This is a genomic window from uncultured Roseovarius sp., assembly GCF_947259555.1.
In the GTDB taxonomy this organism is placed as follows: Bacteria; Pseudomonadota; Alphaproteobacteria; order Rhodobacterales; family Rhodobacteraceae; genus Roseovarius.
In genome coordinates this window covers 36,859-63,721 of sequence record NZ_CAMYMD010000066.1, presented here as the reverse complement: position 1 = coordinate 63,721, position 26,863 = coordinate 36,859, and the positions used below count along the sequence as shown (strand labels likewise).

The 26,863-nt window shown below is 62.1% G+C and carries 23 protein-coding genes; 17 read left to right on the top strand and 6 right to left on the bottom strand.

The window, feature by feature from the left end:
- Nucleotides 1–83 precede the first annotated feature (83 nt).
- On the top strand, nucleotides 84–4,355 hold the full coding sequence (locus Q0X85_RS11055; protein WP_297772028.1) for a choice-of-anchor I family protein: 4,272 nt from the start codon (nucleotides 84–86) through the stop codon (nucleotides 4,353–4,355).
- A 174-nt stretch (nucleotides 4,356–4,529) separates the two neighbouring features.
- On the opposite strand, the gene lon is transcribed toward Q0X85_RS11055, so the two are convergent.
- Nucleotides 4,530–6,947, bottom strand: a complete 2,418-nt coding sequence (gene lon, locus Q0X85_RS11050) for an endopeptidase La (RefSeq protein ID WP_297772026.1) — start codon at nucleotides 6,945–6,947, stop codon at nucleotides 4,530–4,532.
- Between the two features lie 558 nt (nucleotides 6,948–7,505).
- The gene (gene tgt, locus Q0X85_RS11045) at nucleotides 7,506–8,636 is read right to left on the bottom strand and encodes a tRNA guanosine(34) transglycosylase Tgt (protein ID WP_297772024.1); all 1,131 of its coding nucleotides are present in this window, start codon (nucleotides 8,634–8,636) and stop codon (nucleotides 7,506–7,508) included.
- A gap of 67 nt (nucleotides 8,637–8,703) precedes the next feature.
- Between tgt and rimK the strand changes: the two genes are divergently transcribed.
- From rimK to tpiA, 5 genes are all read left to right on the top strand, one after another.
- On the top strand, nucleotides 8,704–10,122 hold the full coding sequence (gene rimK, locus Q0X85_RS11040) for a 30S ribosomal protein S6--L-glutamate ligase (protein WP_297772022.1): 1,419 nt from the start codon (nucleotides 8,704–8,706) through the stop codon (nucleotides 10,120–10,122).
- Nucleotides 10,123–10,207: 85 nt separating this feature from the next.
- Nucleotides 10,208–10,570, top strand: a complete 363-nt coding sequence (locus Q0X85_RS11035) for an SUF system Fe-S cluster assembly protein (RefSeq protein WP_297772021.1) — start codon at nucleotides 10,208–10,210, stop codon at nucleotides 10,568–10,570.
- 94 nt (nucleotides 10,571–10,664) lie between these two features.
- Nucleotides 10,665–11,906 (top strand): glycerophosphodiester phosphodiesterase family protein, encoded by a 1,242-nt coding sequence (locus tag Q0X85_RS11030; RefSeq protein WP_297772020.1) that lies wholly within the window; start codon nucleotides 10,665–10,667, stop codon nucleotides 11,904–11,906.
- Nucleotides 11,907–12,011: 105 nt separating this feature from the next.
- On the top strand, nucleotides 12,012–12,362 hold the full coding sequence (locus Q0X85_RS11025; RefSeq protein WP_297772019.1) for an iron-sulfur cluster assembly accessory protein: 351 nt from the start codon (nucleotides 12,012–12,014) through the stop codon (nucleotides 12,360–12,362).
- Nucleotides 12,363–12,416: 54 nt separating this feature from the next.
- Nucleotides 12,417–13,178 (top strand): triose-phosphate isomerase, encoded by a 762-nt coding sequence (tpiA, locus tag Q0X85_RS11020; protein WP_297772018.1) that lies wholly within the window; start codon nucleotides 12,417–12,419, stop codon nucleotides 13,176–13,178.
- A gap of 2 nt (nucleotides 13,179–13,180) precedes the next feature.
- Here the strand turns inward: tpiA and Q0X85_RS11015 are convergent, their stop codons facing one another.
- Nucleotides 13,181–13,642 carry an Lrp/AsnC family transcriptional regulator gene (locus Q0X85_RS11015; protein ID WP_297772017.1) on the bottom strand — a complete coding sequence of 154 codons (462 nt, stop codon included), beginning with the start codon at nucleotides 13,640–13,642 and terminating at the stop codon, nucleotides 13,181–13,183.
- Between the two features lie 146 nt (nucleotides 13,643–13,788).
- Between Q0X85_RS11015 and cysG the strand changes: the two genes are divergently transcribed.
- The 6 genes from cysG (at nucleotide 13,789) to Q0X85_RS10985 (ending at nucleotide 19,247) form a co-directional block, all read left to right on the top strand.
- Nucleotides 13,789–15,183 carry a siroheme synthase CysG gene (gene cysG, locus Q0X85_RS11010; RefSeq protein WP_297772016.1) on the top strand — a complete coding sequence of 465 codons (1,395 nt, stop codon included), beginning with the start codon at nucleotides 13,789–13,791 and terminating at the stop codon, nucleotides 15,181–15,183.
- A gap of 1 nt (nucleotide 15,184) precedes the next feature.
- The gene (locus tag Q0X85_RS11005; RefSeq protein ID WP_297772015.1) at nucleotides 15,185–15,496 is read left to right on the top strand and encodes a DUF2849 domain-containing protein; all 312 of its coding nucleotides are present in this window, start codon (nucleotides 15,185–15,187) and stop codon (nucleotides 15,494–15,496) included.
- 27 nt (nucleotides 15,497–15,523) lie between these two features.
- Nucleotides 15,524–17,194: a nitrite/sulfite reductase gene (locus Q0X85_RS11000; protein ID WP_297772014.1), complete on the top strand. Its 1,671-nt coding sequence runs from the start codon at nucleotides 15,524–15,526 to the stop codon at nucleotides 17,192–17,194.
- A complete protein-coding gene (locus tag Q0X85_RS10995) occupies nucleotides 17,181–17,915 on the top strand; it encodes a phosphoadenylyl-sulfate reductase (protein WP_297772013.1) in 735 nt (244 codons plus the stop codon). Before Q0X85_RS11000 ends, Q0X85_RS10995 begins: the two co-directional genes overlap by 14 nt.
- Nucleotides 17,912–18,328 (top strand): DUF934 domain-containing protein, encoded by a 417-nt coding sequence (locus Q0X85_RS10990; protein WP_297772012.1) that lies wholly within the window; start codon nucleotides 17,912–17,914, stop codon nucleotides 18,326–18,328. Before Q0X85_RS10995 ends, Q0X85_RS10990 begins: the two co-directional genes overlap by 4 nt.
- 67 nt (nucleotides 18,329–18,395) lie before the next feature.
- Nucleotides 18,396–19,247 carry a ferredoxin--NADP reductase gene (locus Q0X85_RS10985; protein ID WP_297772011.1) on the top strand — a complete coding sequence of 284 codons (852 nt, stop codon included), beginning with the start codon at nucleotides 18,396–18,398 and terminating at the stop codon, nucleotides 19,245–19,247.
- 212 nt (nucleotides 19,248–19,459) lie between these two features.
- Here the strand turns inward: Q0X85_RS10985 and Q0X85_RS10980 are convergent, their stop codons facing one another.
- A complete protein-coding gene (locus Q0X85_RS10980; protein WP_297772010.1) occupies nucleotides 19,460–20,383 on the bottom strand; it encodes a translation initiation factor 3 in 924 nt (307 codons plus the stop codon).
- A gap of 216 nt (nucleotides 20,384–20,599) precedes the next feature.
- Here Q0X85_RS10980 and infC point away from each other — a divergent pair, with 216 nt between their 5' ends.
- The 5 genes from infC to Q0X85_RS10955 all read left to right on the top strand — a co-directional run bounded on the left by infC (nucleotide 20,600) and on the right by Q0X85_RS10955 (nucleotide 23,218).
- Complete coding sequence (infC, locus tag Q0X85_RS10975) at nucleotides 20,600–21,145, top strand: translation initiation factor IF-3 (protein ID WP_297772092.1); 546 nt, start codon at nucleotides 20,600–20,602, stop codon at nucleotides 21,143–21,145.
- 117 nt (nucleotides 21,146–21,262) lie between these two features.
- On the top strand, nucleotides 21,263–21,583 hold the full coding sequence (locus Q0X85_RS10970) for a hypothetical protein (RefSeq protein WP_297772009.1): 321 nt from the start codon (nucleotides 21,263–21,265) through the stop codon (nucleotides 21,581–21,583).
- 162 nt (nucleotides 21,584–21,745) lie between these two features.
- Entirely contained in the window at nucleotides 21,746–22,369 is a 624-nt protein-coding gene (locus tag Q0X85_RS10965) for a J domain-containing protein (RefSeq protein ID WP_297772007.1), read from the top strand.
- Nucleotides 22,370–22,472: 103 nt separating this feature from the next.
- The gene (locus tag Q0X85_RS10960; protein WP_297772005.1) at nucleotides 22,473–22,679 is read left to right on the top strand and encodes a DUF2892 domain-containing protein; all 207 of its coding nucleotides are present in this window, start codon (nucleotides 22,473–22,475) and stop codon (nucleotides 22,677–22,679) included.
- A gap of 218 nt (nucleotides 22,680–22,897) precedes the next feature.
- Nucleotides 22,898–23,218 (top strand): excinuclease ABC subunit A, encoded by a 321-nt coding sequence (locus Q0X85_RS10955; protein ID WP_297772003.1) that lies wholly within the window; start codon nucleotides 22,898–22,900, stop codon nucleotides 23,216–23,218.
- A gap of 127 nt (nucleotides 23,219–23,345) precedes the next feature.
- On the opposite strand, the gene uvrA is transcribed toward Q0X85_RS10955, so the two are convergent.
- Complete coding sequence (uvrA, locus tag Q0X85_RS10950) at nucleotides 23,346–26,204, bottom strand: excinuclease ABC subunit UvrA (protein WP_297772001.1); 2,859 nt, start codon at nucleotides 26,202–26,204, stop codon at nucleotides 23,346–23,348.
- Between the two features lie 97 nt (nucleotides 26,205–26,301).
- Nucleotides 26,302–26,859 carry a methyltransferase domain-containing protein gene (locus Q0X85_RS10945; protein WP_297772000.1) on the bottom strand — a complete coding sequence of 186 codons (558 nt, stop codon included), beginning with the start codon at nucleotides 26,857–26,859 and terminating at the stop codon, nucleotides 26,302–26,304.
- Between the last annotated feature and the right edge of the window lie 4 nt (nucleotides 26,860–26,863).

The following is a 26,863-nucleotide window of genomic DNA, read 5'->3' as shown; positions in this document are numbered from 1 at the left end:
GTCGTTACAAATCCCTTAATCCAGCGTCACATTGCCCCTCTATCGCGGCCCGGTAACTTTCCTAAATTCAGGTGGAATATCCGATGGCCTATACGCTTCAGCTGCTGCATGCGAACGATCTGGAAGGGGGCGTCGCGGCCCTCGACAATGCGCCGAACTTCGCCGCGATCGTTGATTCTCTCGAAGAGACTCAAGAGAATTCGATTCTGCTCTCGGCAGGTGACAACTATATCCCCGGTCCGTTCTTTTCGACGGCTGCGGATTTTTCGATGGGCGGCACGCTCACCGCGGCATACGAGCGGTACTTCACCGAAATCCTTGGCCTCGATCTGGGCGACACCGTGCTTGATCTCGGGCGCGGTGGTGGCCGTGTCGATGTCACCATCATGAATGTTCTGGGCTTTGACGCCTCCGCCGTGGGCAACCACGAATTTGATCCCGGCACCTCCGCATTCGCCGACATCATCAACGCCGAAGGTGGCGACGGCACGGTCGGTTGGGTCGGCGCGCTGTTCCCGTATCTGTCGGCCAATATCGACTTCTCGGACGACGCCAATCTGGGCGGGCTTTTCACCGACGAGATCCTTGCATCCTCTGCATTTAACGAGTCGCTCGAAGACCTCGCCACAGGCAACATCGGCCCGGCCATCGCTCCGGCAACGCTCATCGAAGAAAACGGCGAGCTTATCGGCGTCGTCGGCGCCACAACCCAGATCATCGAGACCATCTCCTCCACCGGCGGCACCAACGAGATCACCGGCGGCACCAATGACATGGCGGCCCTCGCCGCAGTGATCCAGCCGCAGATCGACGCGCTGATCGACGCCGGGTCCAACAAGATCATCCTGACCTCGCATCTCCAGCAGATCGCGCTCGAAAAAGAGCTTGCGGGCCTGCTCGACGGGGTCGACATCATCATCGCCGGCGGCTCAAACACCCTTCAGGCCGACGATCAGGACCGCCTGCGCGATGGCGACGAGGCCGCCGAAGGCTATCCGTTCCTCACCACCGACGCCAGCGGCAATGACGTGGCCATCGTCTCGACCGACGGCGAATACAGCTATCTCGGCCGCCTCGTGGTGGAGTTCGACGAAGCCGGCAACCTGATGACCGAGACGATTGACGCCGACGTGTCCGGCACCTTTGCCACCGATGAGCAGGGCGTGCTCGACGTGACCGGCGCCGCCACTCTGGCTGAGGCGATCGACGGCTCGGTCAAGGCCGATATCGTGGAGGATCTCACCGACGCGGTTCAGTCCATCGTCGACGCCGCCGACGCCATCGCCTTCGGCAATCACGAGGTGTTCCTCGACGGTCGCCGCGAGACGGTGCGCACCGAGGAAAGCAACCTTGGCAACCTGACCGCAGACGCCAATCTCGATGCCGCGCGCGGCGCTGACGCCTCGGTGAACGTCTCCTTCAAGAATGGCGGCGGCATCCGCGCCGAGATCGGCTCGGCCACCAACGAGGGCACCGATGAGGGCGACGGCATCCTGTCGCAGCTCGACCTGCAAAACTCGCTGCGCTTTGACAACGGCCTCGTGACCGCTTCGGTCAGCAAGGAAGGCTTCCTCATGCTGCTCGAGCATGGCGTCGCCGATACCGACACCGAAGCTGGCAACACGCCCGGCCGCTTCTTCCAGATCGGCGGGTTCCGCGTTGCGTTTGACGAGGCCGGCACCGCGCAGGAACTGGTGACTGACGAAAACGGCGATTACGTGGTCGACCCGGCCACCGACATGCCGGACGTGGCCGTTGCTGGCGATCGCATCAAGACCGTCGCTCTGATCGACCCCGAGACCGGCGACGACATCGTCATCTTCCGCGACGGGGCCTTCACCGCCGACGCACCCGACACCATCAACATGGTCACGCTCGACTTTCTCCTGCTCAACAACGGTGACGGCTATCCGTTCCAGGAGCTTGTCTCGAACGTCCAGTTCCTCACGCCAGATGGTGGCATCACATCAGATGCCGAGGCCGACCGGCTGGGCGAGCAAAAAGCGCTGGGCGACTTCATGACCGAGAATTTCCCGGATGAAGACAACGCCTTTGCCATGGCAGAGACGGATGTGACCAATGATTTGCGCATCGTTCAACTGGCGCGCAATGGTGACACCGACCGCATCCTTCTGGACGAGAACGATCCCACGCTCGGCGTCTCCATCGCAGCAGAACTCCTGAGCGGAGAAACCGAACTCTTCACCGGTGGCTCTGAGGTTGTCTCGGTCGATGCAGGGCGCGCCTACGTGACCAACGGAGCGCAGAACCGCATCGACGTGTTCGATGCCGCCAATGGCGATAAACTGTTTGAGTTCGACCTCGGCCAGGTCGAAGGGTTTGACGGCGTGCAATCGGTCGCCGCCAAGAACGGCCTCGTCGCCGCTGCCATCTCGGTCACGCCAGAGGATGCCAACGGTGTCATTGCGATCTTCGATCTCGAAGGCACGCTGCTCAACACCGTCGAGGTCGGCAACCTGCCCGACATGGTGACCTTCACCCCCGATGGCAGCAAGATCCTTGTCGCCAACGAGGGCGAGCCGCTCGACGAGACCGATCCGCTCGGGGCTGTGTCGATCATCGACCTGAGCGGTGGCGCGGATGAGGCCACGGCCGTGACGCTCGACTTCACTGCCTTCGACGGTCAGGAAGACGCGCTGCGCGAGGCCGGTGTTCTGTTGGAGCCGGGCAAGTCCGTCTCCGAGGATCTGGAGCCGGAATACATCACCGTCCTGCCCGGTGGCGAAACCGCCTGGGTCGCGCTGCAAGAGGCCAATGCCTATGCCGTGGTCGATCTTACCTCCAACGAGGTGACCGATATCCGCAGCTTTGGCCTCGTGGATCGCTCGTTGCCGGGCAACGAGATCGACGCCTCGAACCGCGACAATGCGATCAACCTGCAAAACTACGACAACCTCTTCGGCATGCGCCAGCCCGACGCGATCACCTCTGTCGAAATTGACGGCGAGACATATGTGCTGACCGCAAACGAGGGCGATGCGCGGGACGACACGGAGGCGCGGGTCAAGGACCTCGACCTCGATCCGACGGCCTTCCCCAATGCCGAAATCCTGCAGCTTGACGAGAACCTCGGCCGCCTGAACGTCCGCACAGATCTGGGCGACACGGATGGCGACGGAGATTACGACCAGCTGTTCCACTACGGCTCGCGCTCGTTCACCGTCTACAACACGGCGGGTGAGATCGTCTTTGACAGCGGCTCGCAGTTTGCACAGCTGATCGCAGAGATCCGCCCGGAGCTCTTCAATCAGGACGAGGGCGATGTCGACGACCGGTCCGACGACAAGGGAGTGGAACCCGAAGCGGTCACAGTGGGCCTGGTTGAAGGCACCCCCTATGTCTTTGTCGGGCTGGAACGGGATAACGGCATCATGATCTTCGATCTCAGCGATCCGGCCAATCCGGTTTTCGATCACTATATCGACAGTGAAGCCAACGGCAATATCAGTCCCGAGACCATCGCCTTTATCCCTGCCGAACAGAGCGCCACAGGCTTTGCACAGATCGCGGTCGCCTATGAGGGCGATGGCAACACGGTGATCTACGATCTCGACAATCTCGGCGTCGACAACTCGGCCACCGGGCGTACCGATGGCGACGACACGCTGGCGGGTCTTGACGGCGACGACATACTTGGCGCGGGTCCGGGCAATGACCTCGTCAATGGCGGCGCGGGCAATGACAGCCTCGGCGGCGGCTTTGGCGACGATGTCGTGCGCGGCGGTCTGGGCGACGACACGATCGGCGGCGGTCTCGGCGACGATGAGGTTGACGGCGGCGAAGGCAACGACTTTGTCAACGGCGGCTTTGGCGACGACCAGGTGCTTGGCGGCAACGGCAACGACACTATCGGTGGCGGCCAGGGTGTCGATACCGTAGAGGGCGGCGATGGCGATGACCTGATGGGCGGCGGTGCCGGCACCGATCTGGTCGACGGCGGCGCGGGCAATGACAGTCTCGGCGGTGGTGAAGGCGACGACACCGTCCTCGGCGGCGACGGCGACGACTTTTTGGCCGGCGGCGGACGTGACGACCTTCTCGAAGGCGGAGACGGCGCGGATACGCTCAATGGCGGCGACGGTGACGATACGATGACCGGCGGCGAGGGCGAGGACACGTTCGTGTTCAACACGCTCCAGACCGGCGATGTCGATCTGATCACCGATTTCGACGCCACGGCAGAGACGGTCCTCCTGCGCAGCGTCGACAGCTTTGACCAACTCGCGATAGCAGATGGTGACGCCGGGGCAGAGGTGAGCGTCGAAGGTCACACCCTCGTCTTCGCGAGCGTGCTGGCCGACGAGCTGACGGCGGATCAGTTCCTCTTCGGCTGAGCCTTGCACAAAGACAAAATGACCGGCCCCGCACGACCGCGGGGCCGGTTTCTGTTTGGCCCGTGGCAACACCGTGTTCCGACGTCAGACCCGGGGTATCCGGCCTTTCATGTCAGCGAGGATCTCATCGCTTAAAAAATGCCCCGGAGGTCATCCGGGGCATTTTCAACGTCCCTAATGGGCGACAGCGCCCCTGCCCTTGCCCTCGTCGCCGGATTTGAGCGCGGCCTCGGCGGCGGCGGCCTCTTCGGCCTCCTCGTCCCAGTCCACCGCCTCGGGCGTGCGCATCAGCGCCAGCTTCAGCACGTCACGCACGTGGTCGACGGGAATGATATCGAGCCCCTCTTTCACGTTGTCGGGGATCTCGACGAGGTCCTTCTCGTTGTCGCGCGGGATGAGCACGGTCTTGATCCCGCCCCGCAGCGCCGCGAGCAGCTTTTCCTTGAGCCCGCCGATGGGCAGCGCATTGCCGCGCAACGTGACCTCACCGGTCATGGCGATATCCTTGCGCACCGGAATGCCCGTCAACACCGACACGATCGAGGTAACCATGGCCAGACCGGCCGAGGGCCCGTCCTTGGGCGTGGCGCCCTCGGGGACGTGGACGTGAATATCCCACTTCTCGAACTTCGGCGGTTTCACCCCGATTTCGGGCGCGACCGAGCGCACATAAGAGGACGCGGCGTCGATCGACTCCTTCATCACGTCGCCAAGCGTGCCGGTGGTCTTCATCCGGCCCTTGCCGGGCAGGCGCAACGCCTCAATGTTGAGCAGCTCCCCGCCCACGCTCGTATAGGCAAGGCCGGTGACGACACCCACTTGATCGCTCTCTTCTGCGAGGCCGAACTTGTATTTGCGCACCCCGAGGAAATCATCGAGGTTCTCGGGCGTCACGGTGATCGCCTTGTCCTCACGCTTGATGATCCGCGTCACGGCCTTGCGCGCGATCTTGGCGATCTCGCGCTCCAGGTTCCGCACGCCCGCCTCACGGGTATAGTAGCGGATCGTGTCCGTGAGCGCCGCATCGGTCAGCTCGAACTCGCCCTTCTTCAGGCCGTTGTTCTTGATCTGCTTGTCGAGCAGGTGCTGCTTGGCGATCTCGCGCTTTTCATCCTCGGTATAGCCCGCCAGCGGGATGATCTCCATCCGGTCCAAGAGCGGCCCGGGCATGGTATAGCTGTTGGCCGTTGTCAGGAACATCACGTTCGAAAGGTCGTATTCCACCTCCAGATAGTGATCGACAAAGGTCGAGTTCTGTTCCGGGTCCAGCACCTCGAGCATGGCGCTGGCCGGATCACCCCGGAAATCCTGCCCCATCTTGTCGATCTCGTCGAGCAGGATGAGCGGATTGGTGGTCTTGGCCTTCTTCAGCGCCTGAATGATCTTGCCGGGCATCGAGCCGATATAGGTGCGGCGGTGGCCGCGGATTTCGGATTCGTCGCGCACGCCACCCAAAGAAATACGGATGAATTCACGCCCCGTCGCCCGCGCCACGGACTTGCCAAGGCTGGTCTTGCCCACGCCCGGCGGGCCGACAAGGCACATGATCGGGCCCTTGAGCTTCTTGGAGCGCTGTTGCACGGCCAGATACTCGACGATCCGTTCCTTGACCTTTTCCAGCCCGTAGTGATCGTCATCGAGAACCACCTGCGCCTTGTGCAGATCCTTCTTGGTGCGGCTCTTGACGCCCCACGGAATGCTGAGCATCCAGTCGAGATAGTTGCGCACGACCGTGGCCTCGGCGCTCATCGGGCTCATGTTCTTGAGCTTCTTGAGCTCGGCCTCGGCCTTGTCACGCGCTTCCTTGCTGAGCTTGGTTTCGGCGATGCGGGCCTCCAGTTCGGCGACCTCGCCCTCGCCGTCCTCGCCATCGCCCAACTCCTTCTGAATGGCCTTCATCTGCTCATTCAGGTAATACTCGCGCTGCGTGCGCTCCATCTGGCTCTTGACGCGAGTTTTGATCTTCTTCTCGACCTGAAGAACGCTCATCTCGCCTTGCATCAGGCCGTAAACCTTCTCAAGCCGCTCGCTCACGCTCAATGTCTCAAGCAGTTCCTGCTTGCGATCCACCTCGACCCCGAGATGACCGGACACGAGATCGGCCAGTTTGGCCGGCTCATCCGAGTCGGTCACAGCGGCCAGCGCCTCGTCGGGGATGTTCTTCTTGACCTTGGCATAACGCGCGAATTCGTCACCCACCGTGCGCAACAGCGCCTCGATGGTCGCGGCATCGCCGGGCATCTCGCTCAGATACTCGGCACGCGCCTCGAAGAACGAGTCGTTTTCCAGATAGTCGGTGATCCGCACCCGCGCCACGCCTTCGACCAGCACCTTCACGGTGCCGTCGGGCAGCTTGAGCAGTTGCAGCACGTTTGCCAGGACGCCAACGCGGTAAATGCCTTCTGCCTCGGGGTCATCTTCGGCCGGATCGACTTGGCTTGACAGCAGGATCTGCTTGTCATCCGCCATCACCTCTTCCAGCGCCCGGACAGACTTTTCGCGCCCCACGAAAAGCGGCACGATCATATGCGGGAACACCACGATGTCCCGGAGCGGCAATACGGGATAGGATGCGTTGAGGGGGTCTTGCATGCTCGTTTTCCTGTTCTTGGCAAGAAGGCACCGGCCCCGGCTTCGCGGCAGCCCCGGCCCTCTCCGTTTCGCTTAGGTCTTACTTGGGGCAGACCGGCCCCTCTTTCAACAGACAACGCGCAGAATGCCCCGCTGTCGCTCCGGGCACAAGGGCGCAATGGGGCGCGTTCAAGACAATCGAACCGCGCCCGCCTCGCTGGAACACACCCGCCACGGCACCCACCGGTCTGATGGCAGAACGTCCCGGGCGGTCAGGCAAGGAAAATCGGGCGCAGGTTCGGTTTATGATTGGCCGGAAGTGGACTTAAGATGGGAGCACCTGCGCGGACTCAAGGGCGAAGCCCGCCGCGCATCGTCATGCCATAGGCATGCCTCCGGCATGACGCCGCACCCCGGCACGGCGATTTGGCTGCAACCTGCTCTACGCTCGGATGTTTTACGGTTTTGGCTGGCATAAAGTCTAACCAAACCAACGTTGGGTCGCCGCACCGCGGCCCGCCGATGCGCGGCTCATTCCAACGGCAGATCAAGGCCAGACACGCCCGCCTCGCCCTCAACTCACACCGGCTCGATATCCCCCTCGGCCCGCAGCGCATGGAACTCGGCCTCCCACGCGGCAAAACGCTTCTCCGCAATCGCCTCACGCATGCCAGCCATGATCTCCTGAAAATAATGCAGGTTGTGCCATGTCAGCAGCATCCCCGAGATCATCTCCTGACTGCGGAACACATGATGCAGATAGGCGCGGCTGTAATTGCGACACGCCGGACAGCCACAGGCCTCGTCCAGCGGCCTCGGATCGTCCTGATGCCGCGCGTTCTTGATATTGACCTGTCCGCGCCGCGTCCAGGCCTGCCCGGTGCGCCCCGAGCGCGAGGGCAACACGCAATCCATCATGTCGATGCCGCGCTTCACGGCCCCCACGATATCGTCGGGCTTACCCACCCCCATAAGGTAGCGCGGCTTGTCCTCGGGCAGAAACCCCGGCGCATAATCCAGCACGCCGAACATCGCCTCTTGCCCCTCGCCTACGGCCAGACCGCCCACCGCGTAGCCGTCAAACCCGATCTCGGTCAGCGCTGCGGCGCTCTCTTCGCGCAATTCGGGCGTGACACCGCCCTGCATTATCCCGAAAAGCGCATGGCCGGGCCGATCCCCGAACGCCTCTTTCGACCGCGCCGCCCACCGCATGCTGAGCCGCATGCTCTCGGCCACAGCCTTGTCACTTGCGGGCAGCGCCGGGCACTCGTCGAAACACATCACGATATCCGAACCAAGCAAGCGCTGGATCTCCATCGACCGCTCCGGCGTCAACTCATGCTTGGAGCCATCAATGTGGCTCTTGAACGTCACCCCCTCCTCAGTGAGCTTGCGCAGCCCGGCAAGGCTCATCACCTGAAAGCCGCCCGAATCTGTCAGGATGGGCTTCTTCCAATTCATGAAGCGGTGCAGACCACCGAGCCGCGCCACCCGCTCCGCCCCGGGACGCAACATCAGGTGGTAGGTGTTGCCCAAGAGGATATCCGCCCCCGTCGCCGCCACGCTCTCGGGCATCATCGCTTTGACCGTCGCCGCCGTGCCCACCGGCATGAAAGCCGGCGTCCGGATCTCGCCGCGCGGTGTCTCGATTGCGCCGGTCCGGGCCAAACCGTCGGTTGCCTTGAGTTTGTAGTTGAATAATGCTGTCATGTTAGCCCCATAGCGCAGAAGGGTCCGTATCCGACGAATCCGCGCCCGTGACAAGGAGCCAGAGACCATGAGCGATACGCCAGACACGCCCCAGCCCCTGCAATTTGGCTGGGAGGAATGGATATCGCTGCCTGATATCGGCGTGCCCGCACTTCGGGCCAAGGTGGATACCGGCGCGCGTACCTCCGCGCTACATGCCTTCGATATCGAAACATTCGGCCCCTCCGCAAAGCCCAAGGTGCGCTTTACCGTGCACCCCATTCCCGGGCGCGACGATCTGGTGATCCCCTGCTCGGCCCCCATTCTGGACCGGCGCGAGGTGGCGTCCTCCAACGGCGAACGCGAATTGCGCTACGTGATCCAGAGCACGCTTTCGGTCAACGGCGACAGCTGGCCGATCGAGATCACCCTGACCAACCGCTCCACCATGACCAGCCGCATGCTGCTCGGCCGGCAGGCGCTCAAGGATCACATTTCCATCGTCGCCACCGACCGCTTCTTGCAGCCGGAACTCAGCTATGACGTCTATCACACGTCCAAGATGCGCGCCGTGCAGCCCAAGCGCGCGCTCCGCATCGCCGTGCTCAGCCGCGAGAACAACTACTCCACCCGCCGTCTGGTCGAGGAAGGCGAGAGCCGCGGCCACACCGTCGAGGTGATCGACACCACCCGCTGCTACATGGCGATCAATGCGCTTGCCCCGGAGGTGCATTACGACGGCAAGCGCCTGCCCCGCTACGACGCCGTGATCCCGCGCATCGGCGCCTCGGTCACTGCCTATGGCGCCGCCGTGATCCGCCAGTTCGAGACCATCGGCACCTTCTGCGCCAACACCTCCGCCGGGATCATCGCCAGCCGCGACAAGCTCTATGCGCATCAGCTCATGGCGCGCGCGCAGGTCGGCATGCCCAACACCGCCTTTGCCGCCTCACCCAAGGATACCGGCAACCTGATCGGCCTCGTCGGCACCGCCCCGCTGATCGTCAAGCTGCTCGAATCGACGCAAGGCAAGGGCGTGGTGCTCGCCGAAACCAAAAAGGCCGCCGAATCAGTGATCGACGCGTTTCGCGGCCTCAAGGCCAACTTTCTCGTGCAGGATTTCGTCAAGGAAGCGGCGGGCGAGGACATCCGCTGTCTCGTGATCGGCAGCAAGGTCGTGGCCTCGATGAAGCGCACCGGCGCGGATGGCGATTTCCGCTCCAACCTGCATCGCGGCGGCTCGGCCAAATCGGTGCGCATCACCAAGACCGAGCGCGACACCGCCATTCGCGCCGCCAAGGTGTTCGACCTGAACATGGCGGGTGTGGATCTCCTGCGCTCCGAGACCGGGCCCAAGGTGCTCGAGGTGAATTCCTCACCCGGCTTCGAGGGCATCGAGGGTTCCACCGGCAAGAACATCACCGGCGCGCTTTACGACATGATCGAGGCGCGGGTGCGGCCCGCGCCCATCCGGCGCCGCAAGACCGGCGGAAAGTCCGACGGCTAGACCCGGGTCGCATGCAACCGCCCCCTCTGGACGCGAGCGCTCATAAAACTTATATGTTTAGTCAGGATAACCGCAGGACCAACCCATGATGAACTCATCCGAGCCGCTCGAAGGGGCCCCGCTCATCGCGCCCTCCAGCACCGATCACCCGCTCTACGATCAGGTGGTCGAGGCATGCCGTGGTGTTTATGACCCCGAAATACCGGTCAATATCTATGACCTTGGCCTGATTTACACGGTTGATATTGATGGCGAAAATGCCATCAACGTCACCATGACCCTGACCGCGCCGGGCTGTCCGGTCGCGGGTGAAATGCCCGGTTGGGTCGCAGAGGCGATCGAACCGCTGGCCGGGGTCAAACAGGTCGATGTTCACCTCGTATGGGAGCCCCCCTGGGGCATGGACATGATGTCCGACGAGGCGCGTCTGGAACTTGGGTTCATGTGACCGCGCGGTGCGATCACACAATCTTCAAGAGCACGTCACACGCCCGTTACCCCAAAATCTGATATAATCGGAGGTCAAAAGAAGGAGACCTCCGATGAAAAATGTCGCTATTTCCCTGTGCTGTGCGCTGGTTGCTGGCCCTGTAGCCGCATCTGACACACAGTCAGATTACGAATCAGGGCTCACATACGGGGTGCGCCCTGCCTATCTCGTGTCGCGGATGCAGGACGGCGCACTCAAGCAGAAACTGCAATCCTGTCTGGCCGCAACACCGCAGCGCAGTGCCTTTTCCATCGGGCATCGGGGCGCCCCGCTGATGTTTCCCGAGCACACCGCCGAGTCCCATCGCGCCGCTGCCGCGATGGGTGCCGGAATTCTCGAATGCGACGTGACCTTTACCGCCGACAAACAGCTGGTGTGCCGTCACGCGCAAAACGATCTGCACACGACGACCAACATCCTCGTGACCGATCTGGCAGAGCAATGCACCACGCCGTTCAGCCCGGCCACGGGCGATACCGAAGCGCAGGCCGAATGCCGCGCTTCGGATCTCACGCTTGCGGAATTCAGGACGCTTGCCCCCAAGATGGACGCCGCCGATCGCTCCGCCACAACGCCCGAAGCCTATCTTGACGGCACGGCCGGCTGGCGTACCGATCTCTACGCGCATGGGGCAACCCTGCTGACGCACGCTGAATCGATCACGCTGTTCGACCGGCTTGGCGCGGATTTCACCCCTGAACTCAAGGCGCCCTCGGTCGAGATGCCATTTGACGGGCTAAGCCAGGCTGATTACGCGCAAATGCTGGTCGATGACTACACGGAGGCCGGAATTGATCCGTCACGCGTCTGGCTTCAAAGCTTCAACCTTGATGACGTCAAGTACTGGATCGCGAACGAACCGGAGTTCGGCAAACAGGCGGTTTACCTCGATGATCGCTACGAAGCGTCAGACGACGATGAGGGTCTGATCGACCCGATGGATGCCGCCACCTTCAAGCCGACAATGGCCGAGCTCAAGGAGATGGCTGTCAACTATATCGCGCCGCCGATGTGGATGCTGGTGACGCTGGATGACGCGAATGAAATGGTGCCGTCTGTTTATGCAACCGAGGCAAAGGCGGCGGGCCTCGGAATCATAACCTGGACGCTGGAACGGTCCGGCCCGCTCCACAATGGCGGCGGCTGGTACTTTCAATCCGTGGCCGAGGCGATTGACTCGGACGGCGACTATTTCGAGATCCTCGATGTTCTGGCACAGGATGTGGGCGTCGAAGGCGTGTTTTCGGACTGGCCCGCCACAACGACCTTTTATGCCAATTGTATGGGCCTCTGAGCTCATATAGTCACGCATGGCGGCTGCCCGCGGGCAGCCGCCATGCTCCCCCTTGAGGTCAGCCTTGCAAACCCCTATTTTGAAGAGGAATGCAAGGAGACCCACATGTTTGGAATTCCCGGAAAACAGGCCATATCCATGACCCCCGCAGCGGCGACACAGATCGCAAAACTGATGGGGCGCGACAGCCATCAGGGGCTCCGCATCGGCGTGAAAAAGGGTGGCTGCGCCGGTATGGAATATACCATGGAATATGTCAGCGAAGTTGATCCCAATGACGAGGTGGTCGAACAGGATGGCGCCCGCGTCATGATCGCGCCCATGGCGCAGATGTTCCTGTTTGGGACCGAGATCGACTATCAGACCTCGCTGCTTGAATCGGGCTTTGTTTTCAACAATCCCAACGTCACCGAAGCCTGCGGTTGCGGCGAGTCGATCAAGTTTGAGAATATGTAAGCTTCATCCTCTAGTTTCCTGTTTTAAATAGAAATATATGAGGACTGAGGGCGCATGAGACGCAAGCTAGCCGCTGGCAACTGGAAGATGAACGGCACCAACGCGAGCCTTGCAGAGGTGCAGATCCTCACCAGAAACCATCCCGCACCGAGTGTTGACCTGCTCATCTGCCCGCCTGCCACGCTGATCGTTCAGGCCGCCGCGTTAACCGCCGACAGCCCTCTCGAGATAGGCGCGCAGGATTGTCATGCCGCAGCAGCCGGAGCGCATACCGGCGATATTTCCGCTGTCATGCTCGCCGAAGCGGGCGCACGGGCGGTCATTCTCGGTCATTCCGAACGACGTCAGGACCATGATGAATCGAGCGCACTGGTCTCGGCCAAGACACAGGCCGCATGGGCCTCTGGCCTGACGGCCGTGGTCTGTCTGGGCGAGACGCTCGCCCAACGCGAAGCCGCGCAGACGCTCGACATTATTGCCGATCAGCTTGACGCCTCCCTCCCCGACGGCGCGACAGGCACCAACACCGTCATCGCCTACGAGCCGATCTGGGCCATCGGCACTGGGCTGACACCCAGCACGGCGCAGATTGCCGAAGTGCATGACTTCCTCCGCCGCCGTTTGGCGGATCGGTTTGGTGAGGACCGCGCAGATACCATCCGCCTGCTTTACGGTGGCTCTGTAAAGCCTTCGAATGCAATGGAAATTTTCGCCACCTCCAATGTGGATGGCGCGCTCGTGGGTGGCGCGAGCCTCAAGGCCGCGGATTTCTCGCCGATCGTCAAGGCACTTGAGGATTGCGCCGCAACTCCTTGATATCAAATAGGAAGCATCGTGGTTGACTTGATTTCTTCCATCGACAAGAGCGCGGTCACGTTATGCACCTTCACCTCTGAAATCAGCGCCTGATAAAATACGTCATAGGCACGGGCGTTGGCAACGCGCACCTTGAGAATATAATCAATGTCCCCGGCCAGCCGATGCGCCTCCTGAACTTCGGGGCGCTCGTTCAAGGCCTTCAAAAACTGCGCCTGCCATCCGGCATCATGCTCTGATGTTCGGATCAGCACAAAGAAACACGCCTCGAACCCCAAGGCCTCGGGATCGAGCAGATACGTCTGCTGTCGGATCACGCCCCCCTCGCGCATCTTGCGAATCCGGTTCCACACGGGCGTCTTGGAACTGCCAACATTGCGGGCGATATCATCAAGCGACCGGCCCCCGTCCTCTTGCAGCTGCACAAGAATTTTCCGATCCAGATCATCGAGACGAACGGTCATTCCGGTATTTCCCTTTTTCAGGAACGTCCCGCCTCTTGCTGGAAGGCATTGGAACAAACTTCCTTATTCATGCAGGCATATGGCCATGTATCGGGAATATTTCCTATATTGGGGTCAGAGTCAAACCGATCTCCGGGATACGCCAAATGAAGCACTTTCCGATCTTTCTCGCCGTCGAGGGCCGCCGCATCGTCCTGTCCGGCGGCGGTGACGCCGCTCTGGCCAAGCTCCGGCTGCTGCTCAAGACCGAGGCGCATCTCACCGTGTTCGCCACGGCCCCGGCCCCCGAGATCGAAGGCTGGGCCGCCGACAATCGCCTGCGCCTCGTGCGCCGTGCCATGGTGCCGGGCGATACCCTCTGCGCCACGCTTTTCTATGCGGCCGACGAAGATCAGACCGAAGATGCCCGCACATCGCAGATCGCGCGCGCCGATGGTGCGCTGGTCAATATCGTCGACAATCTTGCGGACAGCCAGTTCATCACACCCGCGATCGTGGATCGTGATCCGGTCACCGTCGCCATTGGCACGGAAGGGGCAGCCCCGGTGCTCGCACGGGCGATCAAGGCCGAGATCGAGGCACGCCTGCCGGTGACACTCGGCGCGCTCGCTCGTATTGGTAAAGCGTTTCGCAAGGCGGTGGTGGTCCTGCCGATGGGCCGTCGTCGCCGTGACTTCTGGGCTGATTACTACTTTCAGACCGGGCCGCGCGCGTTGGATCAAGGCGGCGAGGATCACGTCAAGGACGTGCTTCAACGCCTTCTGAGAAAACATGAAAATACGGTTGTCCGTCAAGGTCGCGTGGCCTTTGTCGGCGCGGGTCCGGGCGACCCGGAGCTGCTGACACTCAAGGCGCGCAATGCACTGGATGGCGCAGACGTCGTCATTCACGACCGACTTGTCACCTCCGAGATCCTCGAACTTGCCCGGCGCGAAGCCATCCTGATTGACGCGGGCAAAGAGGGCTTTGGCCCCTCCATGTCGCAGAGCGATATCAATGCGCTGATCGTCGAACACGCCAGGAATGGCGCGCATGTGGTGCGGCTCAAGGGCGGAGACCCGACCGTTTTCGGACGGTTGGACGAGGAGATCGATGCCGTCAGTGAGGCCGGTATCGATTGGCACGTTGTGCCCGGCATCACCGCCGCCTCCGCCTCGGTCGCCGCCATCGGTCAGAGCCTCACCAAACGCGGGCGCAATGGCGCGGTACGGTTTGTCACCGGCCATGACATGAAAGGCTTTGCCGATCACGACTGGCGCACGCTGGCCCGTCCCGGTGAGGTCGCGGCGATCTACATGGGCAAGAAATCCGCCCGTTTCATTCAAGGCCGCCTGATCATGCACGGCGCCGACCGCACGACGCCCGTCACCGTGATCGAGAACGCCTCGCGCCCCGATCAGCGCGTGCTGTCCACCACGCTGGACCGGCTGCCCGCCGATCTGGCCGAGGCAGGGCTCACCGGCCCCGCGCTCACCTTCCTCGGCCTTGCGCCGCGCGCCGCCGAGGCGGCCCTTGTCCAATCGAAACAGGAGCTTGCCTGACATGCCCCGCGAATTCACCCCCAAGGTCGTGACCGCCAACGCCCTCATCGAGGGCGATGTCGTCTATCTCACCGTCGATGACCAATGGACCCGGGACCTCAGCGAGGCCGAGGTGCTGACCGACGAGGCCGATGCCGACTATCGCCTGCTTCAGGCACAGGCCCGCGCCGGTGAAATCGTCGGCGCCTATCTCGCCGATATGCGCCCCGGCCCCGACGGCCCCGAGCCCACCCATTTTCGCGAGGATTTCCGGCGCACCGGCCCTTCGAACCTTTTTCACGGTAAACAGGCCGACGGCCTCGGCCACGCCTGACCCACGCGACACGCGCAGGAGAAAACCATGTATCAATACAACGACTTCGACGCCGCTTTTATCGCAGAACGCAACCGCCAGTTCCGCGCCCAGGTCGAGCGTCGGATTGACGGAAGCCTGACCGAGGACGAGTTCAAGCCGCTGCGCCTGATGAACGGGCTCTACCTGCAACTGCACGCCTACATGCTGCGCGTGGCGATCCCCTATGGCTCGCTCGATCCGGCGAAACTGCGCCAGCTGGCCTATCTGGCCGAGCGGTGGGACAAAGGCTATGGCCATTTCACCACCCGCACCAATATCCAGTACAACTGGCCGCAACTGCGCGACATTCCCGACATGCTCGACGCGCTGGCCGAGGTGGATATGCACGCCATCCAGACCTCCGGCAACACCATCCGCAACGTGACCTCGGATCACTTCGCAGGCGCCGCCGCGGATGAGCTGGAAGACCCGCGCCCGGTGGCCGAGCTGATCCGGCAATGGTCCACCGACCACCCGGAGTTCCAGTTCCTGCCGCGTAAATTCAAGATCGCCGTGATCGCCTCCGAGGCCGACCGCGCGGTGATGAAAAGCCACGATATCGGCGTCAAGATCGTCGAGCGTGACGGCACGCGCGGCTACGAGATCTGGGTCGGTGGCGGTATGGGCCGCACGCCGATGGTCGCCAAACTCCTCAAGGATTTCGTGCCCCAGGCTGACCTCCTGCCCTATCTCGAGTCGATCCTGGCCACCTACAACCGCCTCGGCCGCCGCGACAACAAGTACAAGGCGCGGATCAAGATCACGGTGCATGAAAACGGACTCGATGAGATCCGCGATCTGGTCGAGGCCGAGTTCCCGCGCCGTCGCGCGGCCTTTTCGGGTGTCGATCAGGCGTGGCTCGACCGGATCAACGCCGCCTTCGTCACCCCCACCCTGCCCGAGCGCGACGCAGGCGATTACTACGCCGCCCGCGACGCCGACCCAGTGTTCCGCGCTTGGGCGGATACCAACGTGGTTGCGCACCAGCACGCCGATCACGGCATCGTCACCATCAGCCTCAAGGCGCATGGTGCGACTCCGGGCGATGCGAGCGCCGATCAGATGCGGCTGGTGGCGGACCTCGCCGAGCGGTACGGCCACAATGATATCCGCGCCAGCCATGCACAGAACCTCGTGCTGCCGCATGTGGCGCTGGCCGATATCCCGGCCGTCCATGCCGCGCTGCGCGAGGCGGGGCTGGCCACCGGCAATATCGGTCTGGCCTCGGATATCATCGCCTGCCCCGGCATGGATTACTGCGCGCTCGCAACCGCGCGTTCGATCCCCGTGGCCCAGGGCATCGCCACCCGGCTGGACGAGCTGAAGATCGAGCATGACGTGGGCCATCTCCAGATCAAGATCTCGGGCTGCATCAATGCCTGCGGGCATCACCATGTCGGCCATATCGGCATTCTCGGCCTCGACCGCGCGGGGGTGGAGAACTATCAGATCACCCTCGGCGGCGATGCCTCCGAGAGCACGGCCATCGGCACCCGAACCGGGCCGGGCTTTGCCTATGACGAGATCGTGCCCGCCATCGAGCGGCTCATCTTCGCCTATCTCGACCTGCGCGAGGGGCCGGAGGAAACCTTCCTCGAGGCTTACAATCGTCTCGGCCTCGCCCCGTTCAAATCCGCGCTCTATGATCAGGAGGCCCGGGCCCATGCCGCAGAGTGATCTGCACGACCGGGTTCACGCGCTCAATGACCGGTATCGCCACCATTCGGCGGTGTCGGTGCTGGAGCATGCGCTGAGAGACCCGCAGGCGGGCAAGCTGGCGCTGGTCTCCAGCTTCGGGGCCGAGTCGGTCGTGCTGTTGCACATGGTCTCGGTCACGCAGGCCGCGACGCCGGTGATCTTCATCGACACCGAGATGCTCTTTGCCGAGACGCTGGTCTATCAGCAGGAACTGGCAGAGCGGCTCAACCTGCGCGATCTGCGGATCATTCGGCCCGACGCGCAGGAGCTCGCACGCACCGACGCAAAACAGACGTTACACCGACGCGATACCGACGCCTGCTGCGCCCTGCGCAAGACCGTGCCCTTGCAGCGCGCCCTCAGCGGTTTCGACGGCTGGATCACCGGGCGCAAACGCTATCAGGCCGGCACCCGCGCCGCCCTCGACTTCTTCGAGATCGAGGAGGGCACCGGGCGGATCAAGGTCAACCCGCTGGCCCATTGGGCCCGCGAGGACATCCGGACCTACATGGAGGAAAACCGCCTGCCCCGGCATCCGCTGGTGAGCCAAGGCTACCCCTCCATCGGCTGCATGCCCTGCACAACACCCGTAAAACCGGGCGAAGATCCCCGATCGGGCCGCTGGCGCGATCAGGACAAAACTGAATGTGGCATCCATTTTGTGAACGGCAAACTGGTGCGAAAAGGAGTTTCCGCATGACTGTCATCATCACCGACACGGGCTTTGGCCCCGAGACCTGGACCACCCCCATCGTGCCCCTGGAAGAGGCCCGCCGCGGCGTGGGCATCACCCTGCCCTCCAGCGCCGACCCGCTGGAACTGGCCGGTCGTCTGCCCGACGTGCAGATGATCAAGGTCCATTTTCCCAGCTTCGCCGACGGGCGCGGATTCAGCATCGCGCGGCAATTGCGGCTGATGGGCTACACCGGACGACTGCGCGCCTATGGCCACGTGATCGCCGATCAATACGCGATGGCGCGGCGTGCGGGCTTTGACGAGGTCGAGATCTCCGACGATCTGGCCGCCCGGCAGCCCGAGGATCAGTGGTTGGCGCGCGCCAACTGGCAGGCGCATGACTACCAATCACGGCTGCGCCACGTCGCCGCAGAATAACCCTTTCACCTGACCTGAATCAAAGATTAGAAGAGGATGTCGGTTTAAATGACCGGCAGTTGACACCATGAACGAGATGACCGCCGTGACCCAAGCGACCGCGAAAGCGCCCAAAACCCTTGCGATTCCCGATGCTCAGACCGTGACAGAGGTGAGACACTGGACCGACAGGCTGTTCTCGTTCCGCGTGACACGGCCCGCCTCTCTGCGGTTTCGCTCGGGCGAGTTCGTGATGATCGGCCTGATGCAGACGGACGAGAAGACCGGCCGCGAAAAGCCGCTCCTGCGCGCCTATTCCATCGCCTCACCGTCCTGGGATGACGAGTTGGAATTCTACTCGATCAAGGTGCAGGACGGCCCGCTGACCTCGCGTTTGCAACATATCGAGGTGGGCGACGAGATCATCCTGCGCCCCAAGCCGGTGGGCACGCTGGTGCATGACGCGCTCCTGCCCGGCAAGCGTCTTTGGCTCTTTGCCACCGGCACCGGCTTTGCGCCTTTCGCCTCGCTGCTGCGCGACCCGCAGACCTATGAGGATTACGACGAGGTGATCGTGACCCATACCTGCCGTGAGGTGGGCGAGTTGCAATACGGGGCCGAATTGATCGACAGCATCCGCAAGGACGACATGCTGGCGGAGTTGATCGGCGAAGGCTTTGCCGACAAGCTGCGCTATTACCCGACGACCACCCGCGAAGAGAGCCCCAAGATGGGCCGCATCACAGATTTGATGCGCTCGGGCGAGGCGTTCGCCGATCTGGGCGTCGCCCCCCTCGCCCCCGAAACCGACCGCGCCATGGTCTGCGGCAACCTCGCCTTCAACCTCGAGATCAAGGAGATGCTGGAGGACTACGGGCTGCGCGAAGGGGCCAATTCCGACCCCAAGGAATACGTGGTCGAAAAGGCGTTTCTCGACTGAGGGGGATAGTATCCGTCACCCTCGGGCTTGTCCCGAAGCCCCTGACCAAGAGATCCTCCGGTCAAGCCGGAGGATGCCGCCTACCACAGATACCCGTCACCCTCGGGCGTGACGCGAGGGTCTCCTGTATCAAGAGACGTGCCGAAACTCTCGCAACAAAAAGCCCGCGCAAGGAGCACCTTGCGCGGGCTTTCCAATGTCAGTTGACTGGCTTAGTAGCCAAGCGCCTCACGGGCAGCCTGTAGCGCGGATTGCAGAAGTTCCGGATTGTTTTGTGCCGCTTTGATCCCCTCGATCAGAAGGTTTTCCTGCATCGAACCCAGATCAGAGCCTTCGATCAGGCTGCGCACGCGCTCCATGTCAAAGCCGTCGACGGTCAGGGCTTCGGGCGCCTGCTCGGCGCCAGTCTGTTCCGCATCGCCCGACGCCTCATCCGTCGCGCTCTCGACCGCGTCGTTTGCCGTGCCCTCGGTCGCGTCGGTCACTGCTTCATCGGCCGCCTCATCTGCCGTCTCGGCGGTGTCTGTTGCAGTTTCTGTCGCGGCGCCCGCGGCGTCTTCGATCTCGGTCGCGGCGTCACTCGCGGTGTCTGCGGCCCCGTCGACAGCCTCTTCAGCGGCCTCAGTCGCATCGTTTGCAGCATCGGTCGCGCCTTCAGCGGCATCATTTGCAGCATCGGTCGCGCCTTCAGCGGCATCGCTCGCTGCACCGGTCGCTGCATCAACAGCTTCCTGGGTCGCCTCCTGAGCGGCTTCAACGGCCTCTGTCGCCGTCTCCTGCGCGGTCTCGGCGGCGTCGGACGCGGTCTCTTCAACAGATTCGGCGGCCTCACTGGCGGCCTCTTGCGCCGCATCGGCCGCGTCGGAGGCAGTTTCCTCGGCTGCTTCGGCGGCATCATTGGCAGCCTCTGTCGTGGCGTCGACAGCCTCGCTTGCAGCGTCCGTCGTTGCCTCCACGGCGTCGCTTGCAGCGTCCGCCGTTGCATCGGATGCATCTTCAAGCGCCTCGGGTGCCTCGACGTCTTGCGTCGCCCCGCTCACAGTCTCGACGACCTCTTCCACAGATTTGCCGGTGAACAGCATGTACCCGCCCCCCAGCACAACCACGGCCAGCACGATCCAAATCAGATTTTTCATAACCGTCTCCCAGACTTCATAGGGCCGCTCGCGTTCGTTGCACCAGCCCATTGTTTCACTGCATCTCAGATGCCGTGCAAGAAGGAAAGCCACAAGGGGGAAATCACGCCTTTTCGGCTCAGAATGGCCGATTTGCAGCTTGAAAGCGCGACGCGCCGCGTTTACGTTGCAGCGTCAAATTCGTGAAGAACTGTAAACGATAAAAGGAACAAAGCCATAGCCCGCAGACCTCACAACGCGCCCCCCACACGCGACACCGGACCCCGAGTAAATGAACGTATTCGCTGTGACGAGATTCGTCTGATTGGAGCGGATGGCGAAAATGCCGGCGTTGTTACGCCAAATCGTGCACTCGAGATGGCGGTCGAGGCGGGACTGGACCTGGTCGAAATATCACCGAACGCCAATCCGCCGGTCTGCAAGATCATGGACTACGGCAAGTACAAATACGAACAGCAAAAACGCGAGTCCGAAGCGCGCAAGAAGCAGAAGGTCATCGAGGTCAAGGAAGTCAAGTTCCGCCCCGGCACCGACACGCACGACTATCAGGTCAAGATGCGCAACGTGTTCAAGTTCCTCGACGGGGGCGACAAGGTGAAAATCACCCTGCGTTTTCGTGGCCGCGAAATGGCACACCAAGACCTCGGCCGTCAGCTGCTTGAGCGCATCGCGGAAGATGTCAAGGACGTGGGCCGTGTCGAAAACATGCCCAAAATGGAAGGCCGGCAGATGATCATGGTGATCGGACCGGGGCCCAGGTAAAAACTTGGGTCATCCTTGTGCAAGAAGCCCCGGACTGGCGTTCGGGGCTTCGTGTTTTCCTTGCACCTCTCCACAAGTCGCCTAGAATACGGTGCCTTTATCAGACCGGAGCCGCACATGCCCGTATACGAATACAAGGTTTTGCCCGCCCCGACACGAGGACGGAAGGCGGCCGGAGTTAAAACCCCGGAGGCCCGTTTTGCGCTTGGAGTGGAGGACTTGCTGAACACCATGGCAGGCGACGGCTGGCAATACCTTCGGACCGATATCTTGCCCAGCGAAGAACGTCAGGGGTTGACCTCTACGCACACGGTCTATCGTTCTGTTATGGTGTTTCAGCGTGAGGTCGAGGCCACCGAGCCGGCTGAGCCGACAGAGCCAGAGCACAAAAGCGAAGCTCGGGGCTTTGCGGAAGGCGACCCATCAGAAGAACCGTGATATGATCGCGCCCCCTCAAGCAATTCAACGGCTTGAGCCATGGCCTCGGGCATTGCGAAAGACTGCCGCGCCCCGATCGTCAGATAATATTTTTCCGTCCGCCCCTTCAATTCGGTGCGTTTTGGAATAAACTCTCGTCTCCGACTCGCAAAGGTTTGTCCGATGTCAAAATCAGATCCATTCGGTTTCGATATGTCCGTTTCTTCGGCCAAGAAGAAAAACCCGCGCGGCAGGCGCGGCATGTCCGGTGCGTCCGAGACATCGACGCGCGTGTGTGACCACGAGGGGTGTCAGGAAGCGGGCAAGTATCGCGCGCCCAAGGCCCCTGATGTGCTCGACGACTACTTCTGGTTCTGTCAGCAGCACGTGCGTGAATACAATCTGAAATGGAATTTCTTTGACGGCACCACTGAGGCCGAGTTGAACGCGCAGATGTCCAAGGACAAGGTATGGGAGCGCGAAACCAAGAAGTTCACCGATCCCGAGGCACGAGCCTGGGCGCGATTGGGCATCGAGGATCCGCACCAGGTGCTGGGCGGCAATGCCACGCAGAACCCCGGCAAGAAGAAAGGTGGCACACGCAAGCTACCTCCGACCGAGCGGCGCGCCATCGAGATCCTAGAAGCCGAGGATACGTGGTCCAAGGCGGATCTGCGCAAGGCCTACAAGTCGCTGATCAAGGTGCTGCATCCCGATATCAACGGCGGCGATCGCAGCCAGGAGGAGCAACTGCAACAGGTCGTCTGGGCCTGGGAGCAAATAAAGGAAAGCCGGAATTTCAGATGATACGTTAGGTGTGTGATCACGTCACAGACCCGGGCACGTCTCATGTGTCACCTTTGGAGTATGGTAACGGGTAATCCAAAACCTCTCATGCAAAGGTAGTCTTATGCTCAAGAAAAACATCGGCACATTGGATCGGACGCTGCGTATTGTTCTTGGCCTCGCGCTGCTGGCCGGATTCGTGATCAATCGCGAGGGGGCCTATAGCTGGCTCTATCTGATCGGCGTCATTCCGCTGGTTACGGGCCTGATCTCGTCCTGCCCGCTCTATTCGATCTTCGGGCTCTCGACCTGCCCGCTCAAAAAGCAGTAAAATGAAGACGGAGTGCGCCATCACTGGTCAAACTCCAAAGTCGCGTCCTGGCGGGCCAACATTACTCACGGATTTATCCGGGGCTGGCCGGGACGCGCATCTTTCTTCCGCATGACGTGACCGAGGCGATACGGCATGGCAACTTTCCGCGCACAGCATGCCAGTGCCTTGGACATTATCCTCCGAGTGCCCAGATTTGCGATGCAAACGGAGGAACCATGTTACGCATTATCGCTCTCGGCCTCACAGGCCTGACACTGCTCACATCCGCCCCCGCGCAAGCCGCGCCCAAAGGATGCCCGCCCGGTCTGGCCAAGAAAGGCACCGGGTGCCAGCCTCCCGGCCTGGCAAAAAAGCAAGGCATCTACCACAGGGGCGACTATATCCACGGAGATCACACGATCCTGCGCAATCCGGGGCGCTACGGTCTCGATCCGGATGGAACCTATTACCGCGTTGGCGACCGCCTCTACCGTGTCGACCACGACACGCGCGAGGTCCTCGACCTGATCGGGGCAGCGGCGGCTGTGCTGGACTGACCGCTGCCTGCGACGGAAAGAGACAAGGCCGATCCATTGTCATCCTCGGGCTTGACCCGAGGATCTCCACGCCCGGCGGGATCATCCGGTCAGGCCGGACGATGACGGGTCAGGGCTGGCGCGGCTCCTATTCCGCCGCCACCTTGCGGGCGCTCAGCATGTCTTTGAGGTAGCGCCCGGTATGGCTACGCAACTCCTCGGCGACCTGTTCGGGCGTGCCGACTGCGACAATCTCACCACCGCCGTCGCCGCCTTCGGGGCCGATGTCGATGATGTGATCGGCGGTCTTGATGACGTCGAGATTATGCTCAATCACCACCACGGTATTGCCCGCCTCCACCAGCTCATGCAGCACCTCCAGAAGCTTCTTCACGTCCTCGAAGTGCAGCCCCGTGGTCGGCTCGTCGAGAATATAGAGCGTGCGCCCGGTCGAGCGTTTGGCCAGTTCCTTTGACAGCTTCACCCGTTGCGCCTCGCCGCCCGACAGTGTCGTCGCCTGCTGGCCCACCTTGATATAGCCAAGGCCCACGCGCATCAGCGCATCCATCTTCTCGCGGATTGACGGCACCGCCTTGAAGAACTCCTGCGCCTCTTCCACCGTCATATCAAGAACGTCCGCTATGCTCTTGCCCTTGAACCGAATTTCCAGCGTCTCGCGGTTGTAGCGCGCGCCCTTGCAGGTCTCGCATTCGACATAGACGTCGGGCAGGAAATGCATCTCGATCTTGATCACCCCATCGCCCTGGCACGCCTCGCAGCGCCCGCCCTTGACGTTGAACGAAAAGCGCCCCGGCTTGTAGCCGCGCGCCTTGGCCTCGGGCAGCCCGGCGAACCAGTCGCGGATCGGCGTGAAGGCCCCGGTATAGGTCGCCGGGTTCGAGCGCGGCGTGCGCCCGATGGGCCGCTGATCGATGTCGATCACCTTGTCGAGATGTTCCAGCCCCTTGATCGTCTCGCAGGGCGCGGGCACCTGCCGCGCGCCGTTAAGACGCATCGAGGCGGTCTTGAACAGCGTCTCGATGGTGAGCGTCGATTTTCCCCCGCCCGACACACCCGTCACGCAGACAAACTTGCCAAGCGGAAACTCGGCGGTGACGTTTTGCAGGTTGTTGCCCGTCGCCTTGACCACGGTCAGCTTCTTCTTGTTGCCCTTGCGCCGCTTGGGGGGCACGGCAATCTCGCGCGTGCCCGACAGGTACTGCCCGGTGATCGAGGCCGGGTCGGCGGCGACATGATCGGGGGTGCCATGGCTGACGACCTGCCCGCCATGCACCCCCGCCCCCGGGCCGATGTCAAAGACGTAATCGGCGGTGCGGATCGCCTCCTCGTCATGTTCGACCACGATCACCGTATTGCCCTGATCGCGCAGGTTGCGCAGCGTCTGCAACAGCCGCCCGTTGTCGCGCTGATGCAACCCGATGGACGGCTCATCCAGCACGTAGAGCACCCCCGTCAGGCCCGAACCGATCTGACTCGCCAGCCGAATCCGCTGGCTCTCGCCACCGCTGAGAGTGCCGGCGTTGCGGCTGAGCGTCAGGTAATCGAGGCCCACATTGTTGAGAAAGCCAAGCCGCTCGCGGATCTCCTTGAGGATGGCGCGGGCAATCTCGTTCTTCTGTTTGCCAAGATGCTCCGGCACCGTCTCGCACCAGTCATAGGCCTCGCGGATCGACATTTGCACCACCTGACCGACGTGCACACCGGCGATGCGCACCGCAAGCGCCTCTTCGCGCAGCCGGTACCCGCCGCAGGCGCCGCAGGGGCGGTTGTTCTGGTAGCGCTCAAATTCCTCGCGAATCCAGTTCGAGTCGGTCTCGCGATAGCGTCGCTCCATGTTGGGGATGACGCCCTCGAACACGCGGCTGACCTGATAGACGCGGCCGCCCTCATCATAGCGAAACGGGATTTCCTCCTCGCCAGAGCCATAGAGAAACACCTGTTTCACATGGGCGGGCAGGCCCTTCCACGGGGTCGCCTTGTTGAACTCGTAATGCTTGGCGATGGCGTTGATGGTCTGGGTGAAATAGGGGCTCTTGCCCTTGCGCCACGGCGCAATGGCCCCGTCGCCGATGCGCAGCGCCTCGTCCGGCACCACCAGCTTTTCATCGAAGAACAGTTCCATCCCCAGCCCGTCACAGTCCGGGCAGGCCCCGAAGGGCGCGTTGAAGGAAAACAGCCGCGGCTCGATCTCGGGGATGGTGAAGCCGCTGACCGGGCAGGCAAATTTCTCGGAGAAGGTCATCCGCTCCGGCTCACCGTCACGCGGGGCGGTCTCCAGCACGGCGATGCCATCTGCCAGATCGAGCGCGGTGCGCAGACTGTCGGCAAGCCGCGTCTCCAGCCCCTCTTTCACCACCAGCCGGTCGACCACGACATCGACATCGTGCCGAAATTTCTTGTCCAGCGTGGGCGGCTCATCGAGTTCATAAAATTCGCCATCCACCTTGACCCGCTGAAAGCCGGATTTGCGCAGTTCCAGGAATTCCTTGCGATACTCGCCCTTGCGGTCGCGCACGATGGGGGCCAACAGATAGGCGCGCGTGCCCTCTTCCATCGCCATCACGCGATCCACCATGTCCTGCACCTGCTGCGCCTCGATAGGCAGGCCGGTGGCAGGCGAATAGGGGGTGCCGACGCGGGCAAACAGCAGCCGCATGTAATCGTAGATCTCGGTCACGGTGCCGACGGTCGAGCGGGGGTTCTTCGACGTTGTCTTCTGCTCAATGGAAATCGCCGGCGACAGCCCGCTGATGTGATCCACATCCGGCTTTTCCATCATGTCGAGGAACTGCCGCGCATAGGCGCTGAGCGATTCGACATAGCGCCGCTGCCCCTCGGCATAGATCGTGTCGAACGCCAGCGACGACTTGCCCGAGCCGGAAAGCCCGGTGATCACAACCAGTTGGTCGCGCGGGATGTCCACGTCGATATTCTTGAGGTTATGCTCGCGCGCGCCGCGCACCTCGATATACTTCAGATCGGCCATTCTGACCCCCGGGTTTTGCACTTGCCACACATAGAAGAGACGCGGCCCGGGTCCAAGTCAATTTTGCGAACATTACGGGAACGTGGCCTGCATCCGCCTATTTCTGCGCCAAAGCCCATGAGCAGATCGGGAAATTCGGATCGTCTGTCAAATCGTCTTGCGCAGGATTGTAAACCGGGGGCCATTCATCTTCTAGATTCCGCCGCGCGGCCTGCCGGTTGCCCCATTGACGTGACAGGATGCGCGCCTCGTCAAAGCCTGCCTCGACAAGCAAGTTCTTGAGGCCGCGCGCCGTCCAGCGTGAGCAGTCCACAGGATCGCCATGGTAGGGAATGTAGAACGGCACCGCGAGCCAAAAGTATCCGTTGGGTCGAAGCATTTCGAGCACGTTGCGCGTCGCGGCGTAGGGCCGATCGAGGTGCTCCCACACCTGATTGGCCAAGACCAGGTCGAAACTCAGTACATTGCCGACAGTATCGCGGTAAGGCCCGTTGCAGATATCATGTTTGGGATAGCGAAACCGCTCGTAGCTGCGAAAGGTAAAGCGACGTCCGTATTTTCCCGAAACCTCGGCGGCATCCATCGTTTCGAGATCCAGCGCGGTGAGCCAACGCCGAGAGCTTTTCTGCATAACGATCCGGTTGATACTGGCCATATTG

Bases quoted from the DNA above. Each gene is read 5' to 3' on its own strand.
- Q0X85_RS11055 (WP_297772028.1), top strand. From the start codon at position 84: ATGGCCTATACGCTTCAGCTGCTGCATGCGAACGATCTGGAAGGGGGC.
- lon (WP_297772026.1), bottom strand. From the start codon at position 6,947: ATGCAAGACCCCCTCAACGCATCCTATCCCGTATTGCCGCTCCGGGAC.
- tgt (WP_297772024.1), bottom strand. From the start codon at position 8,636: ATGACAGCATTATTCAACTACAAACTCAAGGCAACCGACGGTTTGGCC.
- rimK (WP_297772022.1), top strand. From the start codon at position 8,704: ATGAGCGATACGCCAGACACGCCCCAGCCCCTGCAATTTGGCTGGGAG.
- Q0X85_RS11035 (WP_297772021.1), top strand. From the start codon at position 10,208: ATGATGAACTCATCCGAGCCGCTCGAAGGGGCCCCGCTCATCGCGCCC.
- Q0X85_RS11030 (WP_297772020.1), top strand. From the start codon at position 10,665: ATGAAAAATGTCGCTATTTCCCTGTGCTGTGCGCTGGTTGCTGGCCCT.
- Q0X85_RS11025 (WP_297772019.1), top strand. From the start codon at position 12,012: ATGTTTGGAATTCCCGGAAAACAGGCCATATCCATGACCCCCGCAGCG.
- tpiA (WP_297772018.1), top strand. From the start codon at position 12,417: ATGAGACGCAAGCTAGCCGCTGGCAACTGGAAGATGAACGGCACCAAC.
- Q0X85_RS11015 (WP_297772017.1), bottom strand. From the start codon at position 13,642: ATGACCGTTCGTCTCGATGATCTGGATCGGAAAATTCTTGTGCAGCTG.
- cysG (WP_297772016.1), top strand. From the start codon at position 13,789: ATGAAGCACTTTCCGATCTTTCTCGCCGTCGAGGGCCGCCGCATCGTC.
- Q0X85_RS11005 (WP_297772015.1), top strand. From the start codon at position 15,185: ATGCCCCGCGAATTCACCCCCAAGGTCGTGACCGCCAACGCCCTCATC.
- Q0X85_RS11000 (WP_297772014.1), top strand. From the start codon at position 15,524: ATGTATCAATACAACGACTTCGACGCCGCTTTTATCGCAGAACGCAAC.
- Q0X85_RS10995 (WP_297772013.1), top strand. From the start codon at position 17,181: ATGCCGCAGAGTGATCTGCACGACCGGGTTCACGCGCTCAATGACCGG.
- Q0X85_RS10990 (WP_297772012.1), top strand. From the start codon at position 17,912: ATGACTGTCATCATCACCGACACGGGCTTTGGCCCCGAGACCTGGACC.
- Q0X85_RS10985 (WP_297772011.1), top strand. From the start codon at position 18,396: ATGAACGAGATGACCGCCGTGACCCAAGCGACCGCGAAAGCGCCCAAA.
- Q0X85_RS10980 (WP_297772010.1), bottom strand. From the start codon at position 20,383: ATGAAAAATCTGATTTGGATCGTGCTGGCCGTGGTTGTGCTGGGGGGC.
- Q0X85_RS10970 (WP_297772009.1), top strand. From the start codon at position 21,263: ATGCCCGTATACGAATACAAGGTTTTGCCCGCCCCGACACGAGGACGG.
- Q0X85_RS10965 (WP_297772007.1), top strand. From the start codon at position 21,746: ATGTCAAAATCAGATCCATTCGGTTTCGATATGTCCGTTTCTTCGGCC.
- Q0X85_RS10960 (WP_297772005.1), top strand. From the start codon at position 22,473: ATGCTCAAGAAAAACATCGGCACATTGGATCGGACGCTGCGTATTGTT.
- Q0X85_RS10955 (WP_297772003.1), top strand. From the start codon at position 22,898: ATGTTACGCATTATCGCTCTCGGCCTCACAGGCCTGACACTGCTCACA.
- uvrA (WP_297772001.1), bottom strand. From the start codon at position 26,204: ATGGCCGATCTGAAGTATATCGAGGTGCGCGGCGCGCGCGAGCATAAC.
- Q0X85_RS10945 (WP_297772000.1), bottom strand. From the start codon at position 26,859: ATGGCCAGTATCAACCGGATCGTTATGCAGAAAAGCTCTCGGCGTTGG.